At 67.5% G+C, this 20,848-nt stretch carries 19 protein-coding genes; 7 read left to right on the forward strand and 12 right to left on the reverse strand.

The window, feature by feature from the left end; all coding sequences use genetic code 11:
• Positions 1–262: 262 nt before the first annotated feature.
• Entirely contained in the window at positions 263–1,804 is a 1,542-nt protein-coding gene (gene ilvA, locus ACZ5R1_RS02405; RefSeq protein ID WP_464712796.1) for a threonine ammonia-lyase, biosynthetic, read from the forward strand.
• 219 nt (positions 1,805–2,023) lie between these two features.
• Here ilvA and ACZ5R1_RS02410 read toward each other — a convergent pair whose 3' ends face one another.
• The 6 genes from ACZ5R1_RS02410 to exaC form a co-directional block, all read right to left on the reverse strand.
• Positions 2,024–3,085 (reverse strand): AsmA family protein, encoded by a 1,062-nt coding sequence (locus ACZ5R1_RS02410; RefSeq protein ID WP_464712797.1) that lies wholly within the window; start codon positions 3,083–3,085, stop codon positions 2,024–2,026.
• 448 nt (positions 3,086–3,533) lie between these two features.
• Positions 3,534–4,061 (reverse strand): inorganic diphosphatase, encoded by a 528-nt coding sequence (gene ppa / locus ACZ5R1_RS02415; protein WP_007161198.1) that lies wholly within the window; start codon positions 4,059–4,061, stop codon positions 3,534–3,536.
• Between the two features lie 51 nt (positions 4,062–4,112).
• Positions 4,113–4,949 (reverse strand): M90 family metallopeptidase, encoded by an 837-nt coding sequence (locus tag ACZ5R1_RS02420; protein WP_150339906.1) that lies wholly within the window; start codon positions 4,947–4,949, stop codon positions 4,113–4,115.
• Between the two features lie 4 nt (positions 4,950–4,953).
• On the reverse strand, positions 4,954–5,601 hold the full coding sequence (locus tag ACZ5R1_RS02425) for a DedA family protein (protein WP_007161196.1): 648 nt from the start codon (positions 5,599–5,601) through the stop codon (positions 4,954–4,956).
• A gap of 175 nt (positions 5,602–5,776) precedes the next feature.
• The gene (gene adhP / locus ACZ5R1_RS02430; protein ID WP_150339903.1) at positions 5,777–6,808 is read right to left on the reverse strand and encodes an alcohol dehydrogenase AdhP; all 1,032 of its coding nucleotides are present in this window, start codon (positions 6,806–6,808) and stop codon (positions 5,777–5,779) included.
• Positions 6,809–7,061: 253 nt separating this feature from the next.
• Positions 7,062–8,582 carry an acetaldehyde dehydrogenase ExaC gene (gene exaC, locus ACZ5R1_RS02435; RefSeq protein ID WP_077171399.1) on the reverse strand — a complete coding sequence of 507 codons (1,521 nt, stop codon included), beginning with the start codon at positions 8,580–8,582 and terminating at the stop codon, positions 7,062–7,064.
• Between the two features lie 247 nt (positions 8,583–8,829).
• On the opposite strand from exaC, the gene ACZ5R1_RS02440 reads away from it, so the two are divergent.
• On the forward strand, positions 8,830–10,722 hold the full coding sequence (locus tag ACZ5R1_RS02440; RefSeq protein WP_144948528.1) for a sigma-54-dependent Fis family transcriptional regulator: 1,893 nt from the start codon (positions 8,830–8,832) through the stop codon (positions 10,720–10,722).
• A 185-nt stretch (positions 10,723–10,907) separates the two neighbouring features.
• Here the strand turns inward: ACZ5R1_RS02440 and ACZ5R1_RS02445 are convergent, their stop codons facing one another.
• Positions 10,908–12,068: an SLAC1 family transporter gene (locus ACZ5R1_RS02445; protein WP_464712798.1), complete on the reverse strand. Its 1,161-nt coding sequence runs from the start codon at positions 12,066–12,068 to the stop codon at positions 10,908–10,910.
• Between the two features lie 130 nt (positions 12,069–12,198).
• Positions 12,199–12,573 carry a COG4315 family predicted lipoprotein gene (locus tag ACZ5R1_RS02450; RefSeq protein WP_058791008.1) on the reverse strand — a complete coding sequence of 125 codons (375 nt, stop codon included), beginning with the start codon at positions 12,571–12,573 and terminating at the stop codon, positions 12,199–12,201.
• Between the two features lie 207 nt (positions 12,574–12,780).
• Between ACZ5R1_RS02450 and mpl the strand changes: the two genes are divergently transcribed.
• The 3 genes from mpl (at position 12,781) to ACZ5R1_RS02465 (ending at position 15,235) form a co-directional block, all read left to right on the forward strand.
• A complete protein-coding gene (mpl, locus tag ACZ5R1_RS02455; protein WP_464712799.1) occupies positions 12,781–14,136 on the forward strand; it encodes a UDP-N-acetylmuramate:L-alanyl-gamma-D-glutamyl-meso-diaminopimelate ligase in 1,356 nt (451 codons plus the stop codon).
• Positions 14,136–14,768, forward strand: a complete 633-nt coding sequence (gene ubiX, locus ACZ5R1_RS02460; RefSeq protein ID WP_007161189.1) for a flavin prenyltransferase UbiX — start codon at positions 14,136–14,138, stop codon at positions 14,766–14,768. The genes mpl and ubiX overlap by 1 nt, the downstream gene beginning before the upstream one ends.
• A gap of 194 nt (positions 14,769–14,962) precedes the next feature.
• Entirely contained in the window at positions 14,963–15,235 is a 273-nt protein-coding gene (locus tag ACZ5R1_RS02465) for a YceK/YidQ family lipoprotein (protein ID WP_464713261.1), read from the forward strand.
• On the opposite strand, the gene ACZ5R1_RS02470 is transcribed toward ACZ5R1_RS02465, so the two are convergent.
• Positions 15,232–16,635 (reverse strand): aminotransferase-like domain-containing protein, encoded by a 1,404-nt coding sequence (locus tag ACZ5R1_RS02470; protein ID WP_074584947.1) that lies wholly within the window; start codon positions 16,633–16,635, stop codon positions 15,232–15,234. The two genes, ACZ5R1_RS02465 and ACZ5R1_RS02470, sit on opposite strands and share 4 nt — an antisense overlap.
• Before the next feature lie 145 nt (positions 16,636–16,780).
• Here ACZ5R1_RS02470 and ACZ5R1_RS02475 point away from each other — a divergent pair, with 145 nt between their 5' ends.
• Positions 16,781–16,909 (forward strand): hypothetical protein, encoded by a 129-nt coding sequence (locus tag ACZ5R1_RS02475; protein ID WP_007161186.1) that lies wholly within the window; start codon positions 16,781–16,783, stop codon positions 16,907–16,909.
• Here the strand turns inward: ACZ5R1_RS02475 and ACZ5R1_RS02480 are convergent.
• Positions 16,897–17,373 carry a YbaK/EbsC family protein gene (locus tag ACZ5R1_RS02480; RefSeq protein WP_042137327.1) on the reverse strand — a complete coding sequence of 159 codons (477 nt, stop codon included), beginning with the start codon at positions 17,371–17,373 and terminating at the stop codon, positions 16,897–16,899. The genes ACZ5R1_RS02475 and ACZ5R1_RS02480 overlap by 13 nt on opposite strands.
• 63 nt (positions 17,374–17,436) lie before the next feature.
• A complete protein-coding gene (locus ACZ5R1_RS02485; RefSeq protein ID WP_042137329.1) occupies positions 17,437–18,813 on the reverse strand; it encodes an L-serine ammonia-lyase in 1,377 nt (458 codons plus the stop codon).
• 126 nt (positions 18,814–18,939) lie between these two features.
• On the opposite strand from ACZ5R1_RS02485, the gene ACZ5R1_RS02490 reads away from it, so the two are divergent.
• Positions 18,940–19,875: a LysR substrate-binding domain-containing protein gene (locus ACZ5R1_RS02490; RefSeq protein ID WP_017642882.1), complete on the forward strand. Its 936-nt coding sequence runs from the start codon at positions 18,940–18,942 to the stop codon at positions 19,873–19,875.
• A gap of 307 nt (positions 19,876–20,182) precedes the next feature.
• On the opposite strand, the gene ACZ5R1_RS02495 is transcribed toward ACZ5R1_RS02490, so the two are convergent.
• Positions 20,183–20,824, reverse strand: coding sequence for an oxidoreductase (locus ACZ5R1_RS02495; protein WP_017642883.1), 642 nt, complete (start codon positions 20,822–20,824; stop codon positions 20,183–20,185).
• Positions 20,825–20,848 lie beyond the last annotated feature (24 nt).

Raw genomic sequence — 20,848 nt, forward strand, 5'->3', positions numbered from 1 at the left:
GGGATTCTCGGCAGAGGCGATCGGGTCGCGGGAAGTGGGCAATGGGTCGGCCATTGTGCCACAGCCATCGGCGCCGCTTGACGCCATGCCCGGCCAGGCCCTAGGGTAGCGGTCATGAAAACGCGCAGCCCTCAACGCCCCAGCATTATTACCGCCATTACCTGATGGCGGGACAGCGTTAGCTGCGCAACCAGACCCGCCCAAGAGGCGGGTTTGTACTTTCTGACTCCTGGGCCCCGATGAAACACCCCAGGAGCCCGCCATGACCGCCCAGGAACCCGCCACCGATCTCTTGCAGCGCTATGCCCGCAAGATCCTCGAAGCCCCCGTTTACGACGTGGCGATCGAAACGCCCCTGCAACCGGCGCGGGCGCTGTCCGAACGACTGGGCTGCCAGGTGCTGCTCAAGCGCGAAGACCTGCAGCCGGTGTTTTCCTTCAAGATCCGTGGTGCCTACACCAAGCTGGCCAGCCTCTCGACCGAGGAAAAGGCCCGCGGGGTGATCGCGGCCAGCGCCGGCAATCACGCCCAGGGCCTGGCCCTGGCGGCGCGCGAACTGGGCGTGCGGGCGATCATCGTGATGCCACGCACCACGCCCGAGCTCAAGGTCATCGGCGTGCAATCGCGTGGCGGCGAGGTGGTGCTGCACGGCGACGCCTTTCCCGAGGCCCTGGCCGAGGCGCTGCGCCTGGCCGACGAGCAGGGCTACACCTTCGTCCCGCCTTATGATGATCCCGACGTCATCGCCGGTCAGGGCACCGTAGCCATGGAGATCCTGCGCCAGCATCCTGGTCGGCTGGATGCCATCTTCGTCCCCGTGGGCGGTGGTGGCCTGATCGCCGGGGTCGCCGCCTATGTGAAATACCTGCGGCCCGAGATCAGGGTGATCGGTGTCGAACCGGACGATTCCAACTGCCTGCAGCAGGCCCTGGCCGCCGGTGAGCGGGTGGTCTTGCCGCGGGTGGGGCTGTTCGCCGACGGCGTGGCCGTGGCCCAGATCGGCCACCACACCTTCGAGATCTGCCGCCGTTATGTCGACGAGGTCATCACCGTCAGCTCGGATGAGATCTGCGCGGCGATCAAGGACATCTACGACGATACCCGCTCCATCACCGAGCCCTCGGGCGCCCTGGGCGTGGCGGGGATCAAGAAATACGCCGAGCGGGAAGGTTCGAGCGGCCAGGTGCTGGTGGCCATCGACTCCGGTGCCAACATCAATTTCGACCGTCTGCGACACGTGGCCGAGCGCGCCGAACTGGGCGAGCAGCGCGAAGCCATCATCGCCGTGACCATTCCCGAGCGGCCGGGCAGCTTCCGCGCCTTCTGCGAGGCTCTGGGGCGGCGGCAGATCACCGAATTCAACTATCGCTATCACACCGGCCAGGAGGCGCACATCTTCGTCGGCGTCCAGACCCATCCCCAGCGCGATCCGCGCGAGGCCTTGCTGCAGGGGCTACGCGACCAGGGCTTCCCGGTGCTGGACCTGACCGACAACGAACTGGCCAAGCTGCATATCCGCCATACCGTGGGCGGTCACGCGGCGCGTGTCGGCCAGGAGCAGGTGTTCCGCTTCGAATTCCCCGAGCGGCCCGGTGCGTTGTTCGATTTCCTCGAACGCTTGGGCGGCCGCTGGAACATCAGCATGTTCCACTACCGCAACCATGGCGCGGCGGATGGCCGGGTGTTCGCGGCGCTGGAGGCCAGCCAGGCCGAACGGCCGGAGCTGCTGGCGACCCTGGATGCCATCGGCTATCGCTATTGGGACGAGACGGAGAATCCGGCGTATCGGTTGTTCATTGGGTGATTGGTTTTCAGGATCACGGCCATGGCGGCCTGCTAACGCGGCTGCTCTGCATTGATCGCGGCCATGGGCCGCTCCTACGGGCTGCATCCATGCCTGTAGGAGCGGTCGCTACGGCGCACCGGCATGGCCGCGATTGCCTGTAACGGGCACTGGGGCCTATCAGTGGAAAACGCTGCGCGGTTTTCCACGCTACGAAGCCCGGGCACAAGACGCCGGACCTCAATCCGCGTCATACCGGGCACTGAAGGCCTGCACGAAGGCGTTGCGCAGGATATTGAAGAATGCCTGCAGCGGGCTGATGTCCTGATCCTTCACGCTGCCGGAGAGATCCACCCGGGTGGCGAACTGGTCGCGGGGCTGGTTCTTGAGCAGCGTCTGGGCGGTGCCGACCACGGCTTCCCAGGCGCTTTCCAGGGCGTTCTTGTTGCGGTTCTCGACGTCCTGCTGCCAGTCGAAGATGTCGACGTTCTTCATCAGGGGTTTGACGTAGCCGCTGAGCCGGCCGTCCACCGCCTTGGCTTCCACCACCACGTCGCCGCTACCGGCGCGGAAGTCGAATTTGCCGTAGGCGCGGGCGAAGTCGTTGAGCTTGGGCAGGTCGATGTCGGTCACCCGCAGACGGAAGTCGAAGTCGGTGAAGTCCTTGAAGGGATCGAAGCGGGCACTGGCTTCTAGCGGCGCGCTGCCGAGCACGGCGGCCTTGCCTTCGAAGTGGGCGATGCGTTCGCCCTGGGCGTCGGCGGCGTTGGTCAGGTTGTAGAGGCTGGCGTTGACGTCGGTGGCCGCCAGATTCACCTGGGGCCTGGAGTTGAAGTTGCGGAAGGTCACCCGTCCATTGACCACCCGCACCTCGTCGAGGGTGATGGAGATCAGCTTGTCGACCTGGTTCTGCCAGTCGGTGCCTTCACCGGTCTGCGACTGTTCCTTGCGCGCGCCGCCGTCGACGAAGTTGAGTTCGGGGCGATCGAAGAGGATGCGTCCGACGATGGCATGGTCCCGCCACAGCGAGCGCCAGCTCACCGCGATGTCGATGCTGGGCGCCTTGAGAAAGGGCACCGGCACCTTGCCGTTGACCTTGACGATCTCCAGCCCCTCGATGCGATAGGCGCCGCGCCACCAGGCCAGGTCCACGTCGGTCACCTGGCCGCGGTAGTCGCCCATGTCCGCCAGCTTGTCGTTGAGGTAGTGACGGATCAGCAGGGGCGCGGCCAGGTGCAGGCACAGCAGCAGGACGACCAGGCCGAGGAGAATATAAAGAGGCAGGCGCAGACGACGGGACATGACGGTGGCTCGGGACAAACTTCGTCCCCGGTCGACCCTGGGCGCCCCGTCTGAGTTTCTTGCGACCAGGCGTGACGGGAGGAGCCGGTCGCTGCGCTGGCAACGAAGGGCTCTGGCGTGCCGCCTGGCGAACACCAGGCCTCGGCGCCGGTCGTCGGTCCGCTCGAATCGCAGATGCAAAAAAGCCGGCTTGTGGCCGGCTTTCGAGGGCGGGTTGAGCTGATTTTTGGTGAGCCCGGCCCGCCCGGGTTGCCCTTGCCGGGCAGATGAGAAAGAGGCCTGGGGCCTCCGGCGGCGATCGGCAGATGGCGGATCGGCGCAGGGTCGCGGATGGCGACGAGGGGTGCAGGGTAGTCGCTTTGCCGCCGGATAGGAAGCCCGGCGTGGCCGCTGTGACGTCCAGAAACAGAAAAGCCCGGCGAACCGGGCTTTGCGACAGCGGCGTGGATCAGCCCTTGTAGGCGGCCACGGCCTTGGTGATCTCGGCGCGGGCGGCGTCGGCGTCGCCCCAGCCCTCGACCTTGACCCACTTGCCCTTCTCCAGATCCTTGTAGTTCTCGAAGAAGTGCTTGATCTGCTCCAGCAGCAGGGCCGGCAGGTCGGTGTATTCCTTCACGTCCTTGTACAGGACGCTCAGCTTGTCGTGGGGGACGGCGATCAGCTTGGCGTCACCGCCGGCTTCGTCGGTCATGTGCAGCACGCCGACCGGACGGGCGCGGATCACGGCGCCGGGAGCGACCGGGTAGGGGGTCACGACCAGCACGTCCAGGGGATCGCCATCGTCGGCCAGGGTGTTGGGGATGTAGCCGTAGTTGGCCGGGTAGAACATGGGGGTGGCCATGAAACGGTCGACGAAGAGGGCGTCGCTGTCCTTGTCGATCTCGTACTTGATCGGCGCGTGGTTGGCCGGAATCTCGATGGCGACGTAGATGTCGTTCGGCAGGTCTTTGCCGGCGGGAATCTTGCTGTAGCTCATGAACGGGTCCCTCTGGTCGGTTGGGAAAAGTGGCCGGGAGTATAGGCGCTTTCAGATCGGGGTTCGAGCCTCGGACCCCGGGGGTGTCGGCTGTTGCACGCTCGCCAGGCTGACGGCGAGACGCTGGCGCGGATCCTGGCGGAACAGCTGCTGCAGCTGGGCGTAGACCGCCGGATAGTGTTCGCCGAGCAGGTCGGGCGCGCTGAAGAAGTACTCGCAGGCGACGGCGAAGAATTCCTCGGGGCTTTCCGCCGCATAGGGGTCGAGCGCGGTCTCGGCGTCCGGATCGGCGTCGAGCTGGCGATTGAGGTCGTCATAGGCGTGCTGCAGGGCGCCGGTCCAGGCCGCCTGGGGCATGCCAGGGTGCAGCGGTGGCTGGCCGTTGCACAGGCCGCCGGCGAGCAGGTCGATGAGGTGGGCGAATTCGTGGATGACCAGGTTGTAGGCCTCCCAGCCGCCACTGGCCTGGATGCCGGGCCAGGCCAGCACCACCTGGCCGCGATCCCAGGCTTCGCCGTCGCGTTCCTCGTCCCATTCGTGCTCCAGACCGCCCTCGTCGCGATGGCGCTGGGGACTGACGAAGGCGTCCGGGTAGACGACGATCTCGCGGACGTTGGGATAGAGCGCCGCTTCCGGCAGGTGCAGCAGGGGCAGCAGGGCCTGGGCGGCCAGCAAGAGGCGGTCACCGTCGTCCAGTTCCAGCCCCTGGAGCAGGGTCAGGCGCTTCTCGGCGAGAAACAGCACGCAGTGCTCGCGCAGCCAGGCGTCTTCCGCGACGGTCAGACCATCGAGGATCGGCAGGCGCTGACGCAGGCGCGCCCAGAGGTCATCGGCGATGGCGACCCGCGCAAGCAGGCGCCGCTCGCGCCAGGCGCGCCAGAAACCCAAGGACTCAGACTCCGCTCTGGACCGCGGCGCGCCGGCTCTTGATCAGGCCGAGGATCATCGGCAACAGGGAGATGCCGATGATGGCCAGCACCATCAGGGTGAGATTCTGCTTGATGAAGGGCACGTTGCCGAAGAAGTAGCCGAGGCTCACCAGACCGCCGACCCAGAGCAGCGAGCCGAGCACGCTGTACGCCAGGAAGTAGGGATAGTGCATGCGGCCGACGCCGGCGACGAAGGGGGCGAAGGTGCGGATGATGGGCAGAAAGCGCGCCAGGGTGATGGTCTTGCCGCCATGGTGCTCGTAGAAGGCCTGGGTGCGCAGCAGATAGTCGCGGCGGAACACCTTGGAATGGGGGTTGCTGAACAGCTTGTCGCCGGCGAAGCGGCCGATCAGGTAGTTGGTGCTGTCGCCCGCCACCGCGGCGAACATCAGCAGTCCGGCCAGCAGATAGGGGTCCATGTCGCCGAGGGCGGAGAGCGCGCCGGCGATGAACAGCAGGGAGTCGCCGGGCAGGAAGGGCATGACCACCAGGCCCGTCTCGCAGAAGATCACGGCGAAGAGAATGGCGTAGATCCAGGTGCCGTACTGGGCGACCAACCCGCTGAGATAGACGTCGAGGTGCAGGATCAGATCGATCGGGTTGAATTCCATGGGGCGTGCCTACCGTGGTTGCGAGGGTCCGGCGGCGATTATAAAGGCAGCCGGGACCGGGTTTTGTGGCCTGGTCGAGATCGGCGCCGGGAAAAAACGCCAGCCGCTCAGAGGTCAGGGTAGGGCAAAGGTTCAGTCCCGCGCCCGGATGGGCGCGGGAGTGGCGAGCCAGGTCTCAGCTCAGCGCCATGTCGATCACCACCCGACCCTCGATGCCGCCGCCGTGCATGCGGGCGAAGATGTCATTGATGTTCTCCAGCGGTTCGGCGCTCACCGTGGCCTTGACCTTGCCCTCGCCGGCAAAGTCCAGCGCCTCCTGCAGGTCCAGGCGGGTGCCGACGATGGAGCCGCGCACCGTGGTGCCGTTGAGCACCATGTCGAAGATCGACAGCGGGAAATCGCCCGGCGGCAGGCCATTGAGGGCGATGGTGCCGCCGCGGCGGGTCATGCCGATGGCCTGTTCGAAGGCCTTGGGCGAGACCGCCGTGACCAGGGCGCCGTGAGCGCCGCCGATCTCCTGCTTGAGGTAGGCCGCCGGATCCTGCTCGCGGGCGTTGACCGTGACCTCGGCGCCCAGCCGGCGGGCGAGGTCGAGCTTCTTGTCATCCACGTCTACCGCCGCCACGTTGAGGCCCATGGCCCGGGCGTACTGCACCGCCATGTGGCCAAGCCCGCCGATGCCGGAAATCACCACCCAGTTGCCCGGCTTGGTATCGGTCATCTTCAGGCCCTTGTAGACGGTGACCCCGGCGCAGAGGATGGGCGCGATCTCGACGAAGCCGACGTTGTCCGGCAGGCGGCCGACGTAGCCGGCGTCGGCCAGGGTGTATTCGGCGAAGCCGCCGTTCACCGAGTAGCCGGTGTTCTGCTGGGATTCGCAGAGGGTCTCCCAGCCGCCCAGGCAGTGTTCGCAGTGGCCGCAGGTGGAATACAACCAGGGCACCCCGACCCGGTCGCCTTCCTTGACGTGGGTGACCCCGGCGCCCACCGCCACCACATGGCCGACGCCTTCGTGGCCGGGAATGAAGGGCGGATTGGGCTTGACCGGCCAATCGCCCTGGGCGGCGTGCAGGTCGGTGTGGCAGACGCCGCTGGCGGCGATCTTGACCAGTACCTGGCCGGCACCCGGGGTCGGCACCTCGACTTCGCGGAATTCCAGGGGTTTGCCAAAGGCGGTGACGACAGCGGCTTTCATTGTTTTGGGCATGACGAGTCCCTCATGGAGGCATGATGCGTGGATGAAGCCAGACGGGGCCTGCGCCGGGACGCACCTGTCCACCACGGGCGGCCGTTGCGTCTAGCGTCGGCCACCCACGGGGAGGGGGTGTTGATCCAGGTCAGGCGGGAGGCGCGCCCCGACGTCCTGCTGAGGCGCGCGATCCAGGCGTCGTCTTCGCGGAGCGGCGTTGGCCCCGGGGCACAGTCAGTGGCGGCCGTACCCCGGGGTCTGCCGGTCGCTCCTAGAAGAAGCCCAGCGGATTGATGTCGTAGCTGACCAGCAGATTCTTGGTCTGCTGGTAGTGGTCGAGCATCATCTTGTGGGTTTCCCGGCCGACGCCGGATTTCTTGTAGCCACCGAAGGCGGCATGGGCGGGATAGAGGTGGTAGCAGTTGGTCCAGACGCGACCGGCCTTGATGCCCCGGCCCATGCGGTAGGCGCGGTTGATGTCGCGGGTCCAGACGCCGGCGCCGAGGCCGAACTCGGTGTCGTTGGCGATGGCCAGGGCCTCGGCTTCGTCCTTGAAGGTGGTGACGCCGATCACCGGGCCGAAGATCTCTTCCTGGAAGACGCGCATCTTGTTGTGACCCTTGAGCAGGGTCGGCTGGATGTAATAGCCGCTGGCCAGGTCACCCTGCAACTTCTCGACGTTGCCGCCGGTGAGGAATTCGGCGCCTTCCTGACGGGCGATCTCCAGGTAGGAGACGATCTTCTCGAATTGCTGCTGGGAGGCCTGGGCGCCGACCATGGTGTCGGTGTCCAGCGGATCGCCACGCTTGATCTGGGCGATCTTCTTCATCACCGCTTCCATGAAGGGGGCGTAGATGGATTCCTGCACCAGGGCGCGCGAGGGGCAGGTGCAGACCTCGCCCTGGTTGAAGAAGCCCAGGACGAGACCTTCGGCAGCCTTTTCGATGAAGCTCGGCTCGGCCTGCATGATGTCTTCGAAGTAGATGTTGGGCGACTTGCCGCCCAGCTCCACGGTGCTCGGGATGATGTTCTTGGCCGCGCAGGAGAGGATGTGCGAACCCACCGGGGTGGAGCCGGTAAAGGCGATCTTGGCGATGCGGGTGCTGGTGGCCAGGGCCTCGCCGGCCTCCTTGCCGTAGCCCTGCACCACGTTGAGCACGCCGGGCGGCAGGAGGTCGCCGACCAGCTCAACGAACAGGGTGATGGACAGCGGGGTCTGCTCGGCGGGCTTGAGCACCACGCAGTTGCCGGCGGCCAGCGCCGGGGCCAGCTTCCAGGCGGCCATCAGCAGCGGGAAGTTCCAGGGGATGATCTGGCCGACCACGCCCAGCGGCTCGTGGAAATGGTAGCTGGCGGTCTTGTCGTTGATCTCGGCGGCGCTGCCTTCCTGGGCGCGGATGCAGCCGGCGAAGTAGCGGAAGTGGTCGGCGGCCAGGGGCACGTCGGCGTTGAGCGTCTCGCGCACCGCCTTGCCGTTGTCCCAGGTTTCGGCGACGGCCAGTTTTTCCAGATTCTGTTCGATGCGGTCGGCGATCTTGAGCAGGATCAGCGAGCGCTCCTGCACCGAGGTGCGGCCCCAGGCATCGGCGGCGGCATGGGCGGCGTCCAGGGCGCGCTCGATGTCGGCGGCGTCGGAGCGGGGGAATTCACCGATCACCGAGCCGTTCACCGGGGAGGTGTTGGTGAAGTACTGGCCTTTCACCGGGGCGACGAATTCGCCGCCGATGTAGTTGCCGTAGCGGGCCTGCAGGGTCAGCAGGGCGTCTTGGGTGCCGGGAGCTGCGTAGCGCATGGTGGGTCTCCTGTTTGTTCTTGTATGAAGCGGCGCACCGATCCTGAGCAAGGTGCGGGCCAAGTCGGGCGAACCCGCATGGTTGCGGCCTTGCGGCCTGTCTCGGGGAAAGCCGCTCCCTGTCACTGTGACAGAGGTGTCACCCCTTGGCGTGACAGCCTGTCACCTGGGGGTGACAGAGTGCCCAGTCCGCCCGATTTGGCCTATGCTGGGGACCGCGCAGACGCCCCCGCGGAGGACAACAACAATGGCCGCCACCCCGTCCGATCGTCATGCCAGCCAGGTGCTCGAACTCGCTCGCGGCGCCGTCCTTGACGGCCCGGCCAGCGATCCGGCCATCGCCCGCTCCTGGCGGCGCTGTCTCGACGAACACCAGCTCGACCCGGCCGCTCCGGTAGCGCCCTGGGTGCTGGAGCGCGCCCGGTTCGACGAGCACCGCCAGCGCCAGCAGCGGGTCCTGCAGATCGCCCGTGGGCAGATGAATGCCCTGCACCAGCAACTGGGCGGCGCCGGCCATGCCGTGCTGCTCACCGATGCCCGCGGGCTGATCCTCGATTGCGTCACCGCCGAGGCCGAGCGCGAGACCTTCCAGCAGGCCGGGCTGTGGCTGGGCGCCGACTGGAGCGAGGCCTGCGAGGGCACCAACGGCATCGGCACCTGCGTAGTGGAGCGCCAGGCGCTGACCATCCATCGCGACGAACACTTTCGCAGTCGGCATACCCAGCTGACCTGCTCGGCCAGTCCGGTCTTCGATCCGGCCGGCGAACTGCTGGCGGTGCTGGACGTCTCCACCGCCCGCCAGGAAGCCTCGCGCCAGGGTCAGTTCCATACCATGGCGCTGGTCAACCTCTCGGCCAAGCTGATCGAGAGCTGCTACTTCCTCGACCGCTACGCCGACGGCTATCTGCTGCGCTTCCATGCCCAGGCGGCCTATGTCGGCCTGCTCAGCGAAGGGCTGCTGGCCTTCGACGCCGAGGGTCGCGTCCAGGCCGCCAACGAGACCGCCCTGATGCTGCTGGGCCTGGCGCGTAGCGCGGTGCTGGGGCAGCGGATGGAGAGCCTGTTCGAGTTGCGGCAGGACGACCTGCTGGAGCGCGCCCGTCCGCAACCCAGCGCCTGCTGGGCGCTGCGTGGCCGCCAGGGCCAGGGCTTCCACGGCCTGGTGCGCGGTCCCCAGGTACGGCCGGTCACCCCGGTGGCGGTGCCCAAGGCGCCCCTGCCCAGCGGCATCTGCCTGGCCGATCCGGCCCTGGCGCGGGATTTCAGCCGGGCGCTCAAGGTCCTGGAGCGCGACGTGCCGGTGCTGCTGCACGGCGAGACCGGCACCGGCAAGGAAGCCTTCGCCAGCGCCCTGCACCGCGCCAGCAGTCGCGCCGGCCAGGCTTTCGTCGCCCTCAATTGCGCGGCCATCCCGGAGACGCTGATCGAAAGCGAGCTGTTCGGCTATCGCGGCGGCAGTTTCACCGGGGCGCGCAAGGAAGGCATGGCCGGCAAGTTGCAGCAGGCCGATGGCGGCATCCTCTTTCTCGACGAGATCGGCGACATGCCGCTGGCGCTGCAGACCCGCTTGCTCAGGGTGCTGGAAGAGCGCCAGGTGGTCCCCCTCGGCGGCGGTGCTCCGCGGGCCCTGGACTTGCGCCTGGTCAGCGCCAGTCACCGCGACCTGGAGGCCCTGGTGGCCGCCGGCAGCTTTCGCGAAGACCTCTACTACCGCCTGCGTGGCCTGGTGGTGACCCTGCCGGCGCTGCGCGAACGCAGTGACCGCGGCGAGCTGCTCGATCAGCTGCTGGCCGAAGAGGCGCGTGGCGAGTCGATCCGCCTCGATCCGGCCGCGCGCGCCTGCCTGCTGGCCCAGCCCTGGCCCGGCAACGTCCGCCAGTTGCGCACCGTGCTGCGCACCCTGGTGGCCCTGAGCGAAGACGGCCATATCGGCCTGGACGAGCTACCCGCCGACTGCTGTGGCGCCCGGCTGCCTCTGCCGTCCAGCGCGACGCCGGTCGACAGCGCCCGGGAGGAGCTGCGCGCGGTGCTGGACGACTGCCACTGGCAGATGACCCGCGCCGCCAAGCGCCTGGGGGTGAGTCGCAACACCCTCTATCGCTGGCTGCATCAGCACGGCCTGCAGCGCCCCCAGGACTAAGAGCCTGTTCAAAGTCTGCTGCGCGTCGGCCAAACGGCGTTAAAAATGGCCTGGAAGGCCAGCCCCGTCGGAATGCTCATTTACTCTTTGTAAACTCGAGCGCGAGTCCGATCCGCTTCCTCAGCTATTTTCGCGGGGCCGCCTAGGCCTTGTTTGTCTCTAGCTCGCGAGCCTTTGAAAAGGCTCTAGCGCACCTTCGTGCACAGTTGGGCGATGCAGGGCGAGACAAACAGACCGCCCCGGTAGGCGCCGGCCAGGGTGCGGCTGGCGACCAGCAGCCACAGCAGGGCCAGCAGCACCACCAGCGCGGCGCCCAGGCCGGTGAAGAAGGGCGCCGCCAGGGCCTCGCCCAGGCGCAGGGTGGTCAGGGCATAGACGCCCAGGGGAAAGGTGAAGCCCCACCAGCCCAGGTTGAAGGGCATGCCCTCGCGGGCCTGGCGCTGGGTCACCAGCACCGCCAGCGCCAGCCACCAGAGTCCCAGGCCCCAGAGCAGCAGCGCGCCCAGCAGGCCTAGGCCCCGGGCGATCTCGCCAATGCCGGCCAGGCCATGGGCGGCGAACACCGCGGGCGCCGCACTGCCCAGTACCAGGAGACCCAGGGCACCGGTGGCGATCGGACCCAGCGCCAGCCAGCTCGACGCCGCCATGCTGGCCGGCGGCAGCCTGTGCAGGGCCAGGCGCAGCAGCAGGATCACCAGCAGGCTGAGGGCGACCGGCACCGAATAGGCCCAGAGCACATAGCTGGCGACGAGTACGGTGAAGTGCTCGCCGGCCGCCAGGTGCGGCAGCAGCAGGCCGCCACTGGCCGCCGCCACCTCCGCGGCCACCACCGGTAACAGCCAGACCGCGGTCATCTGGTCGATGCGATGCGCCTGGCGGGTAAACATCAGATAGGGGACCAGCACCCCGCAAGCCAGTGCCATGGCCACATCCAGCCACCAGAGTCCGAACGCCAGGGGCAGCACCGCCGCGCCCCAGCGCGGCAGGCCGAACAGCAGCAGGCCGTTGATCAGTGTGGCCAGGCCCATGGGGATGGTGCCGATAGACATCGAAACGGTGGCGTGGGCGAAGATCTCGCGGGCCTCGTCGAAGAACAGCAGCCAGCGCGCGGCATAGAGCCCAGTGAACAGGCCGAACAGCAGCACAGCGAGCAGCCAGAGCCCTTCGGCGAGGATGTGCAATCCAGGAAACTGCAAGGGGAAGGCGGCCAGAGCGAGGGCCAACACGCCAGTGCCCATGGTCACGGCGAACCAGTTGGGGGTGAACTGGCGGATGACCTCCAGGGGGCGGTCGAGCTGCCTGAAGGGTCTGAGGGCCTGCGCTGGGACAGCGGCGAAAAACGGCATGGCCGGGCTCCTGAAAGGGAAGGCCCTCAGGCTATGCCTGCTCGCTTATCATTAAAAATGAATGATCACGAAATATTAAACCATAGGATAGATAAGGCGCTGCCCGCACGGGGCAGACAGCGCCCGGGCATCAGGGCTTGGCCACGTGCCAGACCTGATTGACGCCATCCCCGGTGGTATCGCCCGGCTTGCTGTCCTTGACCCAGGTATACAGCGGCTTGCCCTGGTAGGCCCATTGCTGGCTGCCGTCGTCGCGAGTGACCAGGCTGTAGCCATCGGCCGCCTTGGCGCCCGCTTCGGCTGTCAGCGGTGGCCAGTTCTGGGCACAGGGACCGTTGCAGGCGGACTTGCCCGCGCTGTCCTTGGCGAAGGTGTAGAGCGTCATGCCCTTGCCGTCGACGAGCACCTTGCCCAGGGCGGTGTCGGCGACCTTGGTCGGCGCGGCGGCCAGGGCCAGGCTGGCGAAGGAGAGGGTTGCAGCGGTGATCAGCAGGTGTTTCAGCATGGTCGACCTCTTGTGCTTGTTATCAGGGCGAACGGAGCCACGGCTACTTGGGCATCCGCAAAGCCAGGGATGCCTTGCGCACTCTAGTCGAAATCCTGCCGTCCGGGGCCGGCGCAGCGCCGGGTATCCGCGACGGCCATCGCTCCGGCGGCGCGGCCCCCCGTGCTAACCTTGCCGCCGTTCAATCTGCAGCGGAGCCCGCCTGTCATGCACATCCACATCCTCGGTATCTGCGGCACCTTCATGGGGTCGCTCGCGGTGCTGGCCAAGGAAGCCGGCCATCGCGTGACCGGCTCCGACGCCAACGTCTATCCGCCCATGAGCACCCAGCTGGAGGCCCAGGGCATCGAGCTGACCCAGGGCTACGATCCGGCCCAACTGGATCCAGCGCCGGACCTGGTGGTGATCGGCAACGCCCTGTCGCGCGGCAATCCGGCGGTGGAATACGTGCTGGATAAGGGCCTGCCCTATGTCTCCGGCCCCCAGTGGCTGGCCGAGCACGTCCTGCAGGGCCGCTGGGTACTGGCGGTCGCCGGCACCCATGGCAAGACCACCACCACCAGCATGCTGGCCTGGGTGCTGGAGCACGCCGGCATGAGCCCGGGCTTTCTCATCGGCGGGGTGCCGCAGAATTTCGGCATCTCGGCGCGCCTGGGCGGCACGCCTTTCTTCGTGGTGGAAGCCGACGAATACGACAGCGCCTTCTTCGACAAGAGATCCAAGTTCGTTCACTACCGGCCGCGGACCACCATCCTCAACAACCTGGAATACGATCACGCGGACATCTTCCCGGATCTGGCGGCCATCGAGCGGCAGTTCCACCATCTGGTGCGGACCATCCCCAGCAGCGGCCTGATCATCCATCCCACCGCCGAAACGGCCCTGGTGCGGGTGCTGGAGATGGGCTGCTGGACCCCGGTGCAGACCACTGGCGCAGGTGGCCAGTGGCAGGCCCGCCTGCTGGCCGAGGACGGCTCGCGCTTCGAGGTGCTGTTCGACGGCGCGGTGCAGGGCACGGTGAACTGGGAACTGACCGGCCAGCACAACGTGGCCAATGCCCTGGCCACCCTGGCCGCGGCTCGTCATGTCGGCGTGGTGCCTGGCCTGGGCGTCGCGGCCCTGAGCGAATTCCGCAGCGTGAAGCGGCGCATGGAAAAGGTCGCCGAGGTGCGCGGCGTGACCGTCTACGACGACTTCGCCCACCATCCCACCGCCATCGCCACCACCCTGAAGGGGCTGCGTGCCCGGGTCGGCAGCGAGCGGATCATCGCCGTCATCGAGCCGCGCTCCAATTCCATGAAGCTGGGCGCCCACCGTGACGGCCTGCCGGCCAGCGTCACCGGCGCCGACAGCGTCATCTGGTACGCCCCGCCGAATCTGGGCTGGGACCTGGCCGGCACCGCCGAGGCCTGCGCCGTACCGGCCGTGGTCTGCGATTCCCTGGAGGCGATCATCACCCGGGTCCAGGCCGAGCTGGACGGCCCCACCCACGTGGTAATCATGAGCAACGGCGGCTTCGGCGGCCTGCACGGCAAGCTGGCCGCCGCCCTGGAGCAGGCATGATGGCCGGCCCGGAACGCATCACCCTGGCGCTGACCGGCGCCTCCGGCTCCCAGTACGGCCTGCGCCTACTGGACTGCCTGGTGCAGGAGGAGCGCGAGGTGCACTTTCTCATCTCCAAGGCCGCGCAGCTGGTGATGGCCACCGAGACCGACGTGGTGCTGCCACCCAAGCCCCAGGCCATGCAGGCCTTTCTCACCGAATACACCGGCGCGGCGCCGGGCCAGGTGCGGGTGTTCGGCCAGAGCGACTGGATGGCGCCGCCGGCGTCCGGCTCCAGCGCTCCGGCGGCCATGGTGGTCTGCCCCTGTTCCACCGGCACCCTCTCGGCCATCGCCACCGGGGCCAGCAACAATCTCATCGAGCGCGCCGCCGACGTGGCCCTCAAAGAGCGGCGGCAACTGATCCTGGTGCCGCGCGAGTCGCCGTTCTCCAGCATCCACCTGGAAAACATGCTCAAGCTGTCCAACCTGGGCGTGACCATCCTGCCGGCCTCGCCGGGCTTCTACCACCAGCCGCAGACCCTCGACGACCTGGTGGACTTCGTGGTGGCGCGCATCCTCAACACCCTGGGCATCCCCCAGGACATGCTGCCGCGCTGGGGCGAACATCACCTGTCCGGCAACGATGACTAGGTTCTGTACGAAAAGTCGCCGAGCGAAGATCAGGCAAGGCAAAAATCAGCGAGGAAGCGGACCGGGCTCGCGCTCGAGTTTACGAATGGTAAATGAGCATTCCGACTGGGCTGGCATTCCAGCTGATTTTTAACGCAGCATCACCGAGCGCAGGCAGTTTTCGTATAGAACCTAGGGCCGTCGCGCGCCTCGGCCTGCTGCTGACGACTGTCCTGGTCCTCGGCGGCTGCGCCACGGCGCGCACCCTGGATGCCGCCAAGCCCAGCGCGCCGGTGGTCTATTCCGGTACCCGGCTGGATCTCTATGCCCTGCAGGGCGGCTGTTGCGCTTGGGAGCGCTTTGGCGCCGAGGCACCGGCCTGGCCGGTGCTGGACCTGCCTGCCAGCGCCCTGCTCGACACCCTGCTGCTGCCGCTGTCCCTGCCGGCCGCCATCGGTGGGCGCGGCAGTGTGCGTGGCGGCCTCTAGAACGCCTTCAGCAACTCGCCGAGCCTGGCCATGGCCGCCTCGCTGCGGGCGTCCCAGGGATGCCCGCAATTGAGTCTGATGCAGTGGCGAAAGCCCTGCTGCGCGGAAAAGATCGGGCCCGGCGCCAGGCTGATGCCTTCGGCGAGGGCCTGGCGGTAGAGCGCCAGGCTGTCCACCCGGGTGGGCAATTCGAACCAGAGAAAGTAGCCACCCTGGGGCCGGCTGACGTGGGTGTCGGCGGGAAAGTAGCGCCGCGCCGCAGTCAGCATGGCCTGGCGCTGGCGATCAAGACTCAGGCGCAGACGACGCAGGTGGCGATCATAGCCGCCGTGCTGGAGGTAGTCGGCCAGGGCGGCCTGGGCCGGCATCGAGGGGGTGATGGTGGTCATCAGCCGCAACCGCGCGACGGCGCCGGCCTGGCGACCGGCGGCGATCCAGCCGATGCGATAGCCGGGCGCCAGGCACTTGGAAAAGGAGCCGCAGTGCAGCACCAGACCGTCGCGGTCGAAGCGCTTGACCGGGCGGTGCGGTTCGCTGCCGCTGTAGAGTTCGGCGTAGACATCGTCTTCCAACAGCGGAACCTGATGGCGTTGCAGCAGGCCATAGAGGCGCTGCTGGGCGCTATCGTCGAGACTGACCCCGGTGGGATTCTGCAGGCCGCTCATGAACCAGCAGGCCTTGATCGGCAGGCGACTCAGGGCTTCTTCCAGGGCGTCCAGGTTGAGCCCGCGCTCGGCATCGACGGGAATCTCCACCGCCTTGAGCTGCAGCCGCTCCAGCACCTGCAGGCTGGCGTAGAAGGCCGGGCTTTCCACCGCCACCAGATCGCCGGGACGGGTCAGGCTCTGCAGTCCCAGATTCAGCGCCTCCAGGGCGCCGTGGGTGATCACCAGTTCTTCGCCGACCTCCGGCATGCCGGCCAGGCCGTAGCGCCGGGCGATCTGCCGGCGCAACTCGGGATGACCGGGGGTGACGTAGGCGGTGAGGTCTTGGGCGGGCAGATCGCGCAGGCCGTGGGCCATGCTGCGGGCCAGGCGCGCCAGGGGAAAGAGATCAGGGCTGGGAAAGGCCGAGCCGAAGGGCACGATGTCCGGATCCTGCAGCGACTGCAGCACCGAATAGACCAGGTCGCTCACCGCGACCTCGGTGCCTTCCAGAGGCGCCAACAGCGGCGCCGCGTCGCGCGCCCGGGCCGGTTCGCGGACGAAATAGCCGGACCGCTCGCGGGCCTCGATCAGCCCGCGACTCTCCAGCAGGTAATAGGCCTGGAACACCGTGGAGGGGCTGATGCCATGGGTCTGGCTGGCGCTACGTACCGAGGGCAGCCGCTCGCCGGGGGCGAGGACACCGCGGGTCATGAGGGTGGCGAGCTGATCGGCGAATCTTTCGTAGCGCTTCATGCAGGGCCAGGGCAGGGGAGACCGTCACTATAGCGAGCCGGGCCCCATCTGATCCGGTTTTTCATGTGTCTACCTGCTGCTGTAACGCGGGCGGCGGGAGGCCTAAGCTTTATCCATCCCTTTCTGGCATCCCTCGGAGGCAGCCATGGACGATGGTATCTTCATGATTCTCTTCAGCCTGCTCGCACTCATCCTGCTCGGCGGCGGCTACTACGCCTGCGTGGTGTTGAACAAGGACCGGCGCGACGTGGAAAAGAACGATCAGCTGCGCTGATCGCCCACCTCGCAGACATCCACCCAGCGCGCCTCGCTGAGGGCGGCCAGCCGCTCCGGGGTGAGGCGCACGCAGCTGTGGATGGCACCCGCGGCCGGTAATACCTCGTCGAAGGCTTTCAGCGATTCATCGCAATAGACCGGCAGCGGTGTGGCCAGCCCGAACGGGCAGACGCCGCCCACCGGATGCCCGGTGAGGCCTTCCACGGTGGCGGCATCGAGCAGCTTGGCCTTGCCACCGAAGGCGGCCTTGAGCTTGCGGTTGTCCAGGCGCGCATCGCCGCGAGCCACCAACAGCAACTGCTGCTCCCCGACTTTCAGCCCCAGGGTCTTGGCGATCCGCCCCGGCTCCACGCCATGGGCGGCCGCGGCCAGGGTGACGGTCGCGGTACTGGTGGTGGCCTCGAGGATCTCGAGATCGGGAGCGATGCAGGCAAGGTGCTGGCGGACGGAGTCGAGGCTCATGGGGCTTCCCGTGCAGGTAAACCCCGACTTTCGGCAATCCGTACCGCCCGCGTCAAGGCTGGCTCAGCACTCCACAAAGGTCACGGCCAGGCCGCCGCGCGAGGTTTCCTTGTACTTGCTGTGCATGTCCGCGCCGGTTTCCTTCATGGTGCGGATCACCTGGTCGAGGGAGATGAAGTGCTCGCCGTCGCCGCGCAGGGCCATCTGGGCGGCGTTGATCGCCTTGACCGCGGCGATGGCATTGCGCTCGATGCAGGGCACCTGCACCAGGCCGCCGACCGGATCGCAGGTCAGTCCCAGGTTGTGCTCCAGGCCGATCTCGGCGGCGTTTTCCAGCTGCGCCGGACTGGCGCCCAGCACCTCGGCCAGACCGGCCGCGGCCATGGCGCAGGCCGAGCCGACCTCGCCCTGGCAGCCCACCTCGGCACCGGAGATGGAGGCGTTCTTCTTGCACAGGATGCCGACCGCGGCGGCGGCGAGCATGAAGCGCACCACGTCGTCGTCGCAGGCGTCGGGATTGAATTTCATGTAGTACATCAGCACCGCCGGGATGATCCCGGCCGCGCCGTTGGTGGGCGCGGTGACCATGCGTCCGCCGGCGGCGTTCTCCTCGTTCACCGCCAGGGCGAAGAGGTTGACCCATTCCATGGCGGAGAGCGTGGAGCCGATGACGTTGGGCTTGCCGATGGCCTGCAGACTCTGGTGCAGGCGGGCGGCGCGGCGACGCACCTTGAGGCCGCCGGGCAGGATGCCCTCGTTGGCGAGACCGTTCTGCACGCATTCGCGCATCACGCTCCAGATGCGCAGCAGGCCGCTGCGGATCTCTTCCTCGGAGCGCCAGCTCTTTTCGTTGGCCAGCATCAGCTCGGCCACGCCCAGGCCATGACGGCGACACAGCTGCAGCAGCTCGGCGCCGCTGGAGAAGTCGTAGGGCAGTTCGGTGGTGTCGTTGTCCAGCACGCCGCTGGCGGCCTGGGCGGCGTCCACTACGAAGCCACCACCGATGGAATAGTAGGTCGCCTCGGCCACCTCGCCGGTGGCGCCAAAGGCGGTCAGGGTCATGGCATTGGGGTGATAGGGCAGGCTCTCGTCTAGGAGCAGCAGGTCTTCCTGCCAGTCGAAGTGGATCGCCTGGCGCCCGGCCAGCAGCAGCTGGCGCTCATTGCGCAGGGCTTCGATGCGCGGCTCCACGGCGGCGGGATCGACGCGATCCGGCCATTCGCCCATGAGGCCGATCAGGGTGGCGCGGTCGGTGCCATGGCCGACGCCGGTGGCCGAGAGCGATCCGTAAAGGCGTACCTCGATCCGCTTGACCTGTTCCAGCAGACCTTCGTCGACCAGGCGCTGGGCGAACAGGGCGCCGGCCCGCATCGGGCCCACGGTATGGGAACTGGACGGACCCACGCCGATTTTGAACAGGTCGAAGACGCTGATGGCCATGACGATAATCCCTGATTGAGCTTGAATGGTCGCCAGACAAGGTGCCGGCGGATGGCTCATAGTGGTGATAAGCCCTCAGCTCGCACAAACGAAAGCTTCTAAGCGATCCTTTAGCGGAACTCATCGATGAGCCGGATCCTCAACGCCCAAACCCAGGCCTGGCTGCAGGTCTTCGCCTGCGCCGCCCGGCACCTGTCCTTCACGCGCTGCGCCGAAGAGTTGCACGTGACGCCGGGCGCCATCAGCCAGCAGATGCGCCAGCTGGAAGAGCGCCTGGGCTTCAAGCTGTTTCACCGGGTGGCCCGTGGCCTGGAGCTGACCGCCGAAGGCCAGCGCCTGGCAACCACCCTGAATCAGGCCTATGGGCTGATCGACGCCGAATTGCGCCGTCTCAACGCCGGTCAGTTCGGCGGCGTGGTGCGCCTCAGGTCGATCCCTTCGTTCCTGGGCAAGTGGCTGACGCCGCGACTGCCGCGGCTGCAGGCGCGCTTTCCCGACCTGCAACTGCGGCTGGTGGCCGAAGACAGCAGCTGGTCGCTGCGCGAGGGCGAATTCGACCTGGCCATCGACCTCAACGACGGCAGCTATCCGGGCCTGGCCTCGACGCCGCTGATGGAGGAAGAGATCTTTCCGGTCTGCGCGCCCAGCCTGCTGGCGGGGCGACCGCCGCTGGAGCGGCCGGAGGACCTGGAGTTCTATCCGCTGCTGCACGACATCACCGCCTGGCGCGGCAGCTACGAATACGCCGAATGGGAATTCTATCTGGCCAGCATCGGCGCGCCGGCGCTGGATGTGCGGCGGGGTCACACCTTCAACCGCAACCACCTGACCATAGAGGCGGCCATCGCCGGCATGGGCGTCGCCATCGCCCGCCGCGCCTTGATCACCGACGAGCTGGCCCGTGGCGTGCTGGTGGTGCCGCCCTTCGGCCGTTCGGTACCGGCGCACAAGAGGTACATGCTGCTCTATGCCCAGGGCGCCCTGGCCGATCCCCGCCTGCGCGCCCTGCACGACTGGCTGGTGCAGGAGGTCGACCAGATGGTGCTGGCCCAGCCGGCCTGAGTGGCCTTGATAGCTCGGTAGTATGGAAAACGGCACAGCCTTTTCCGCTGGTGAGTTCGCCGTGAGGCGCGCCCTCACCCCAGCCCTCTCCCAGAGGGAGAGGGGGCTTATCCAAGCGAGGAGGGTCTTGTGCAGGCTCCGTAGCGTGGAAAACGGCGCAGCCTTTTCCGCGGGTGGCTTCGTCGTGAGGCGTGCCCTCACCCCAACGCTCTTCCGGAGGGAGAGGGGGCTATCCGAGCGGGGAGTGGCCGCATCGGCGGACCGCCATGACCGCGAGGGCGGCAACTCTGCCCCTGGCTCTACGCCTTCATCGCCCCAGCTTGCGCAATTCGTCCGATTCCACCACGCGCACGCCCTTGCCTTCTTCCAGGGCCAGGCGCCAGAGCGCGCGGGCCAGCACGGCGGCTTCGATGCCGTGCCACTTGCCGGGCAGCCATTGCGACAAGGGGGCGGCCAGGCGCTCGCCCAGGCGTTCTTCCTGGCGCTGGCCGATCAGCAGCGACGGTCGGGCCAGGGTCAGTTGCGTCCAGCCCTGGGCGCGCAGGGCTTCTTCAAGCTCGCCCTTGACCTTGTTGTAGAAGATCGAGGATTGCGGATCGGCGCCGATGGCGCTGACCACGATGTAGTGGCGGGCGCCCAGTTCCAGGGCGCGCTGGCCGACCGCCAGGGGCAGGCCATAGTCCACGGCGCGAAAGGCGGCTTCGGAGCCGGCCTGCTTCATGGTGGTGCCCAGGCAGCAGAAAGCCACGTCCAGCGGGCCTTCCAGGGTCGGCAGCAGGCTGTTGAGGTCACCCACCGGATTGTCCAGCCGGGCGTGTTCCGCCAGCGGGCGACGGGTCGGCGCCAGCACCCGGGGGACCGTCGGCTCGTTGAGGAGGCGGTCGAGCAGGTGTTCGCCGGTCAGGCCAGTGGCGCCGGCGATGAGGGCATGCTGAGGCGTCAGGTACACGGGGCTCTCCTTGTAGCGGCGACC

The sequence above is a fragment of the Pseudomonas sp. Pso3 genome (genome assembly GCF_055393275.1).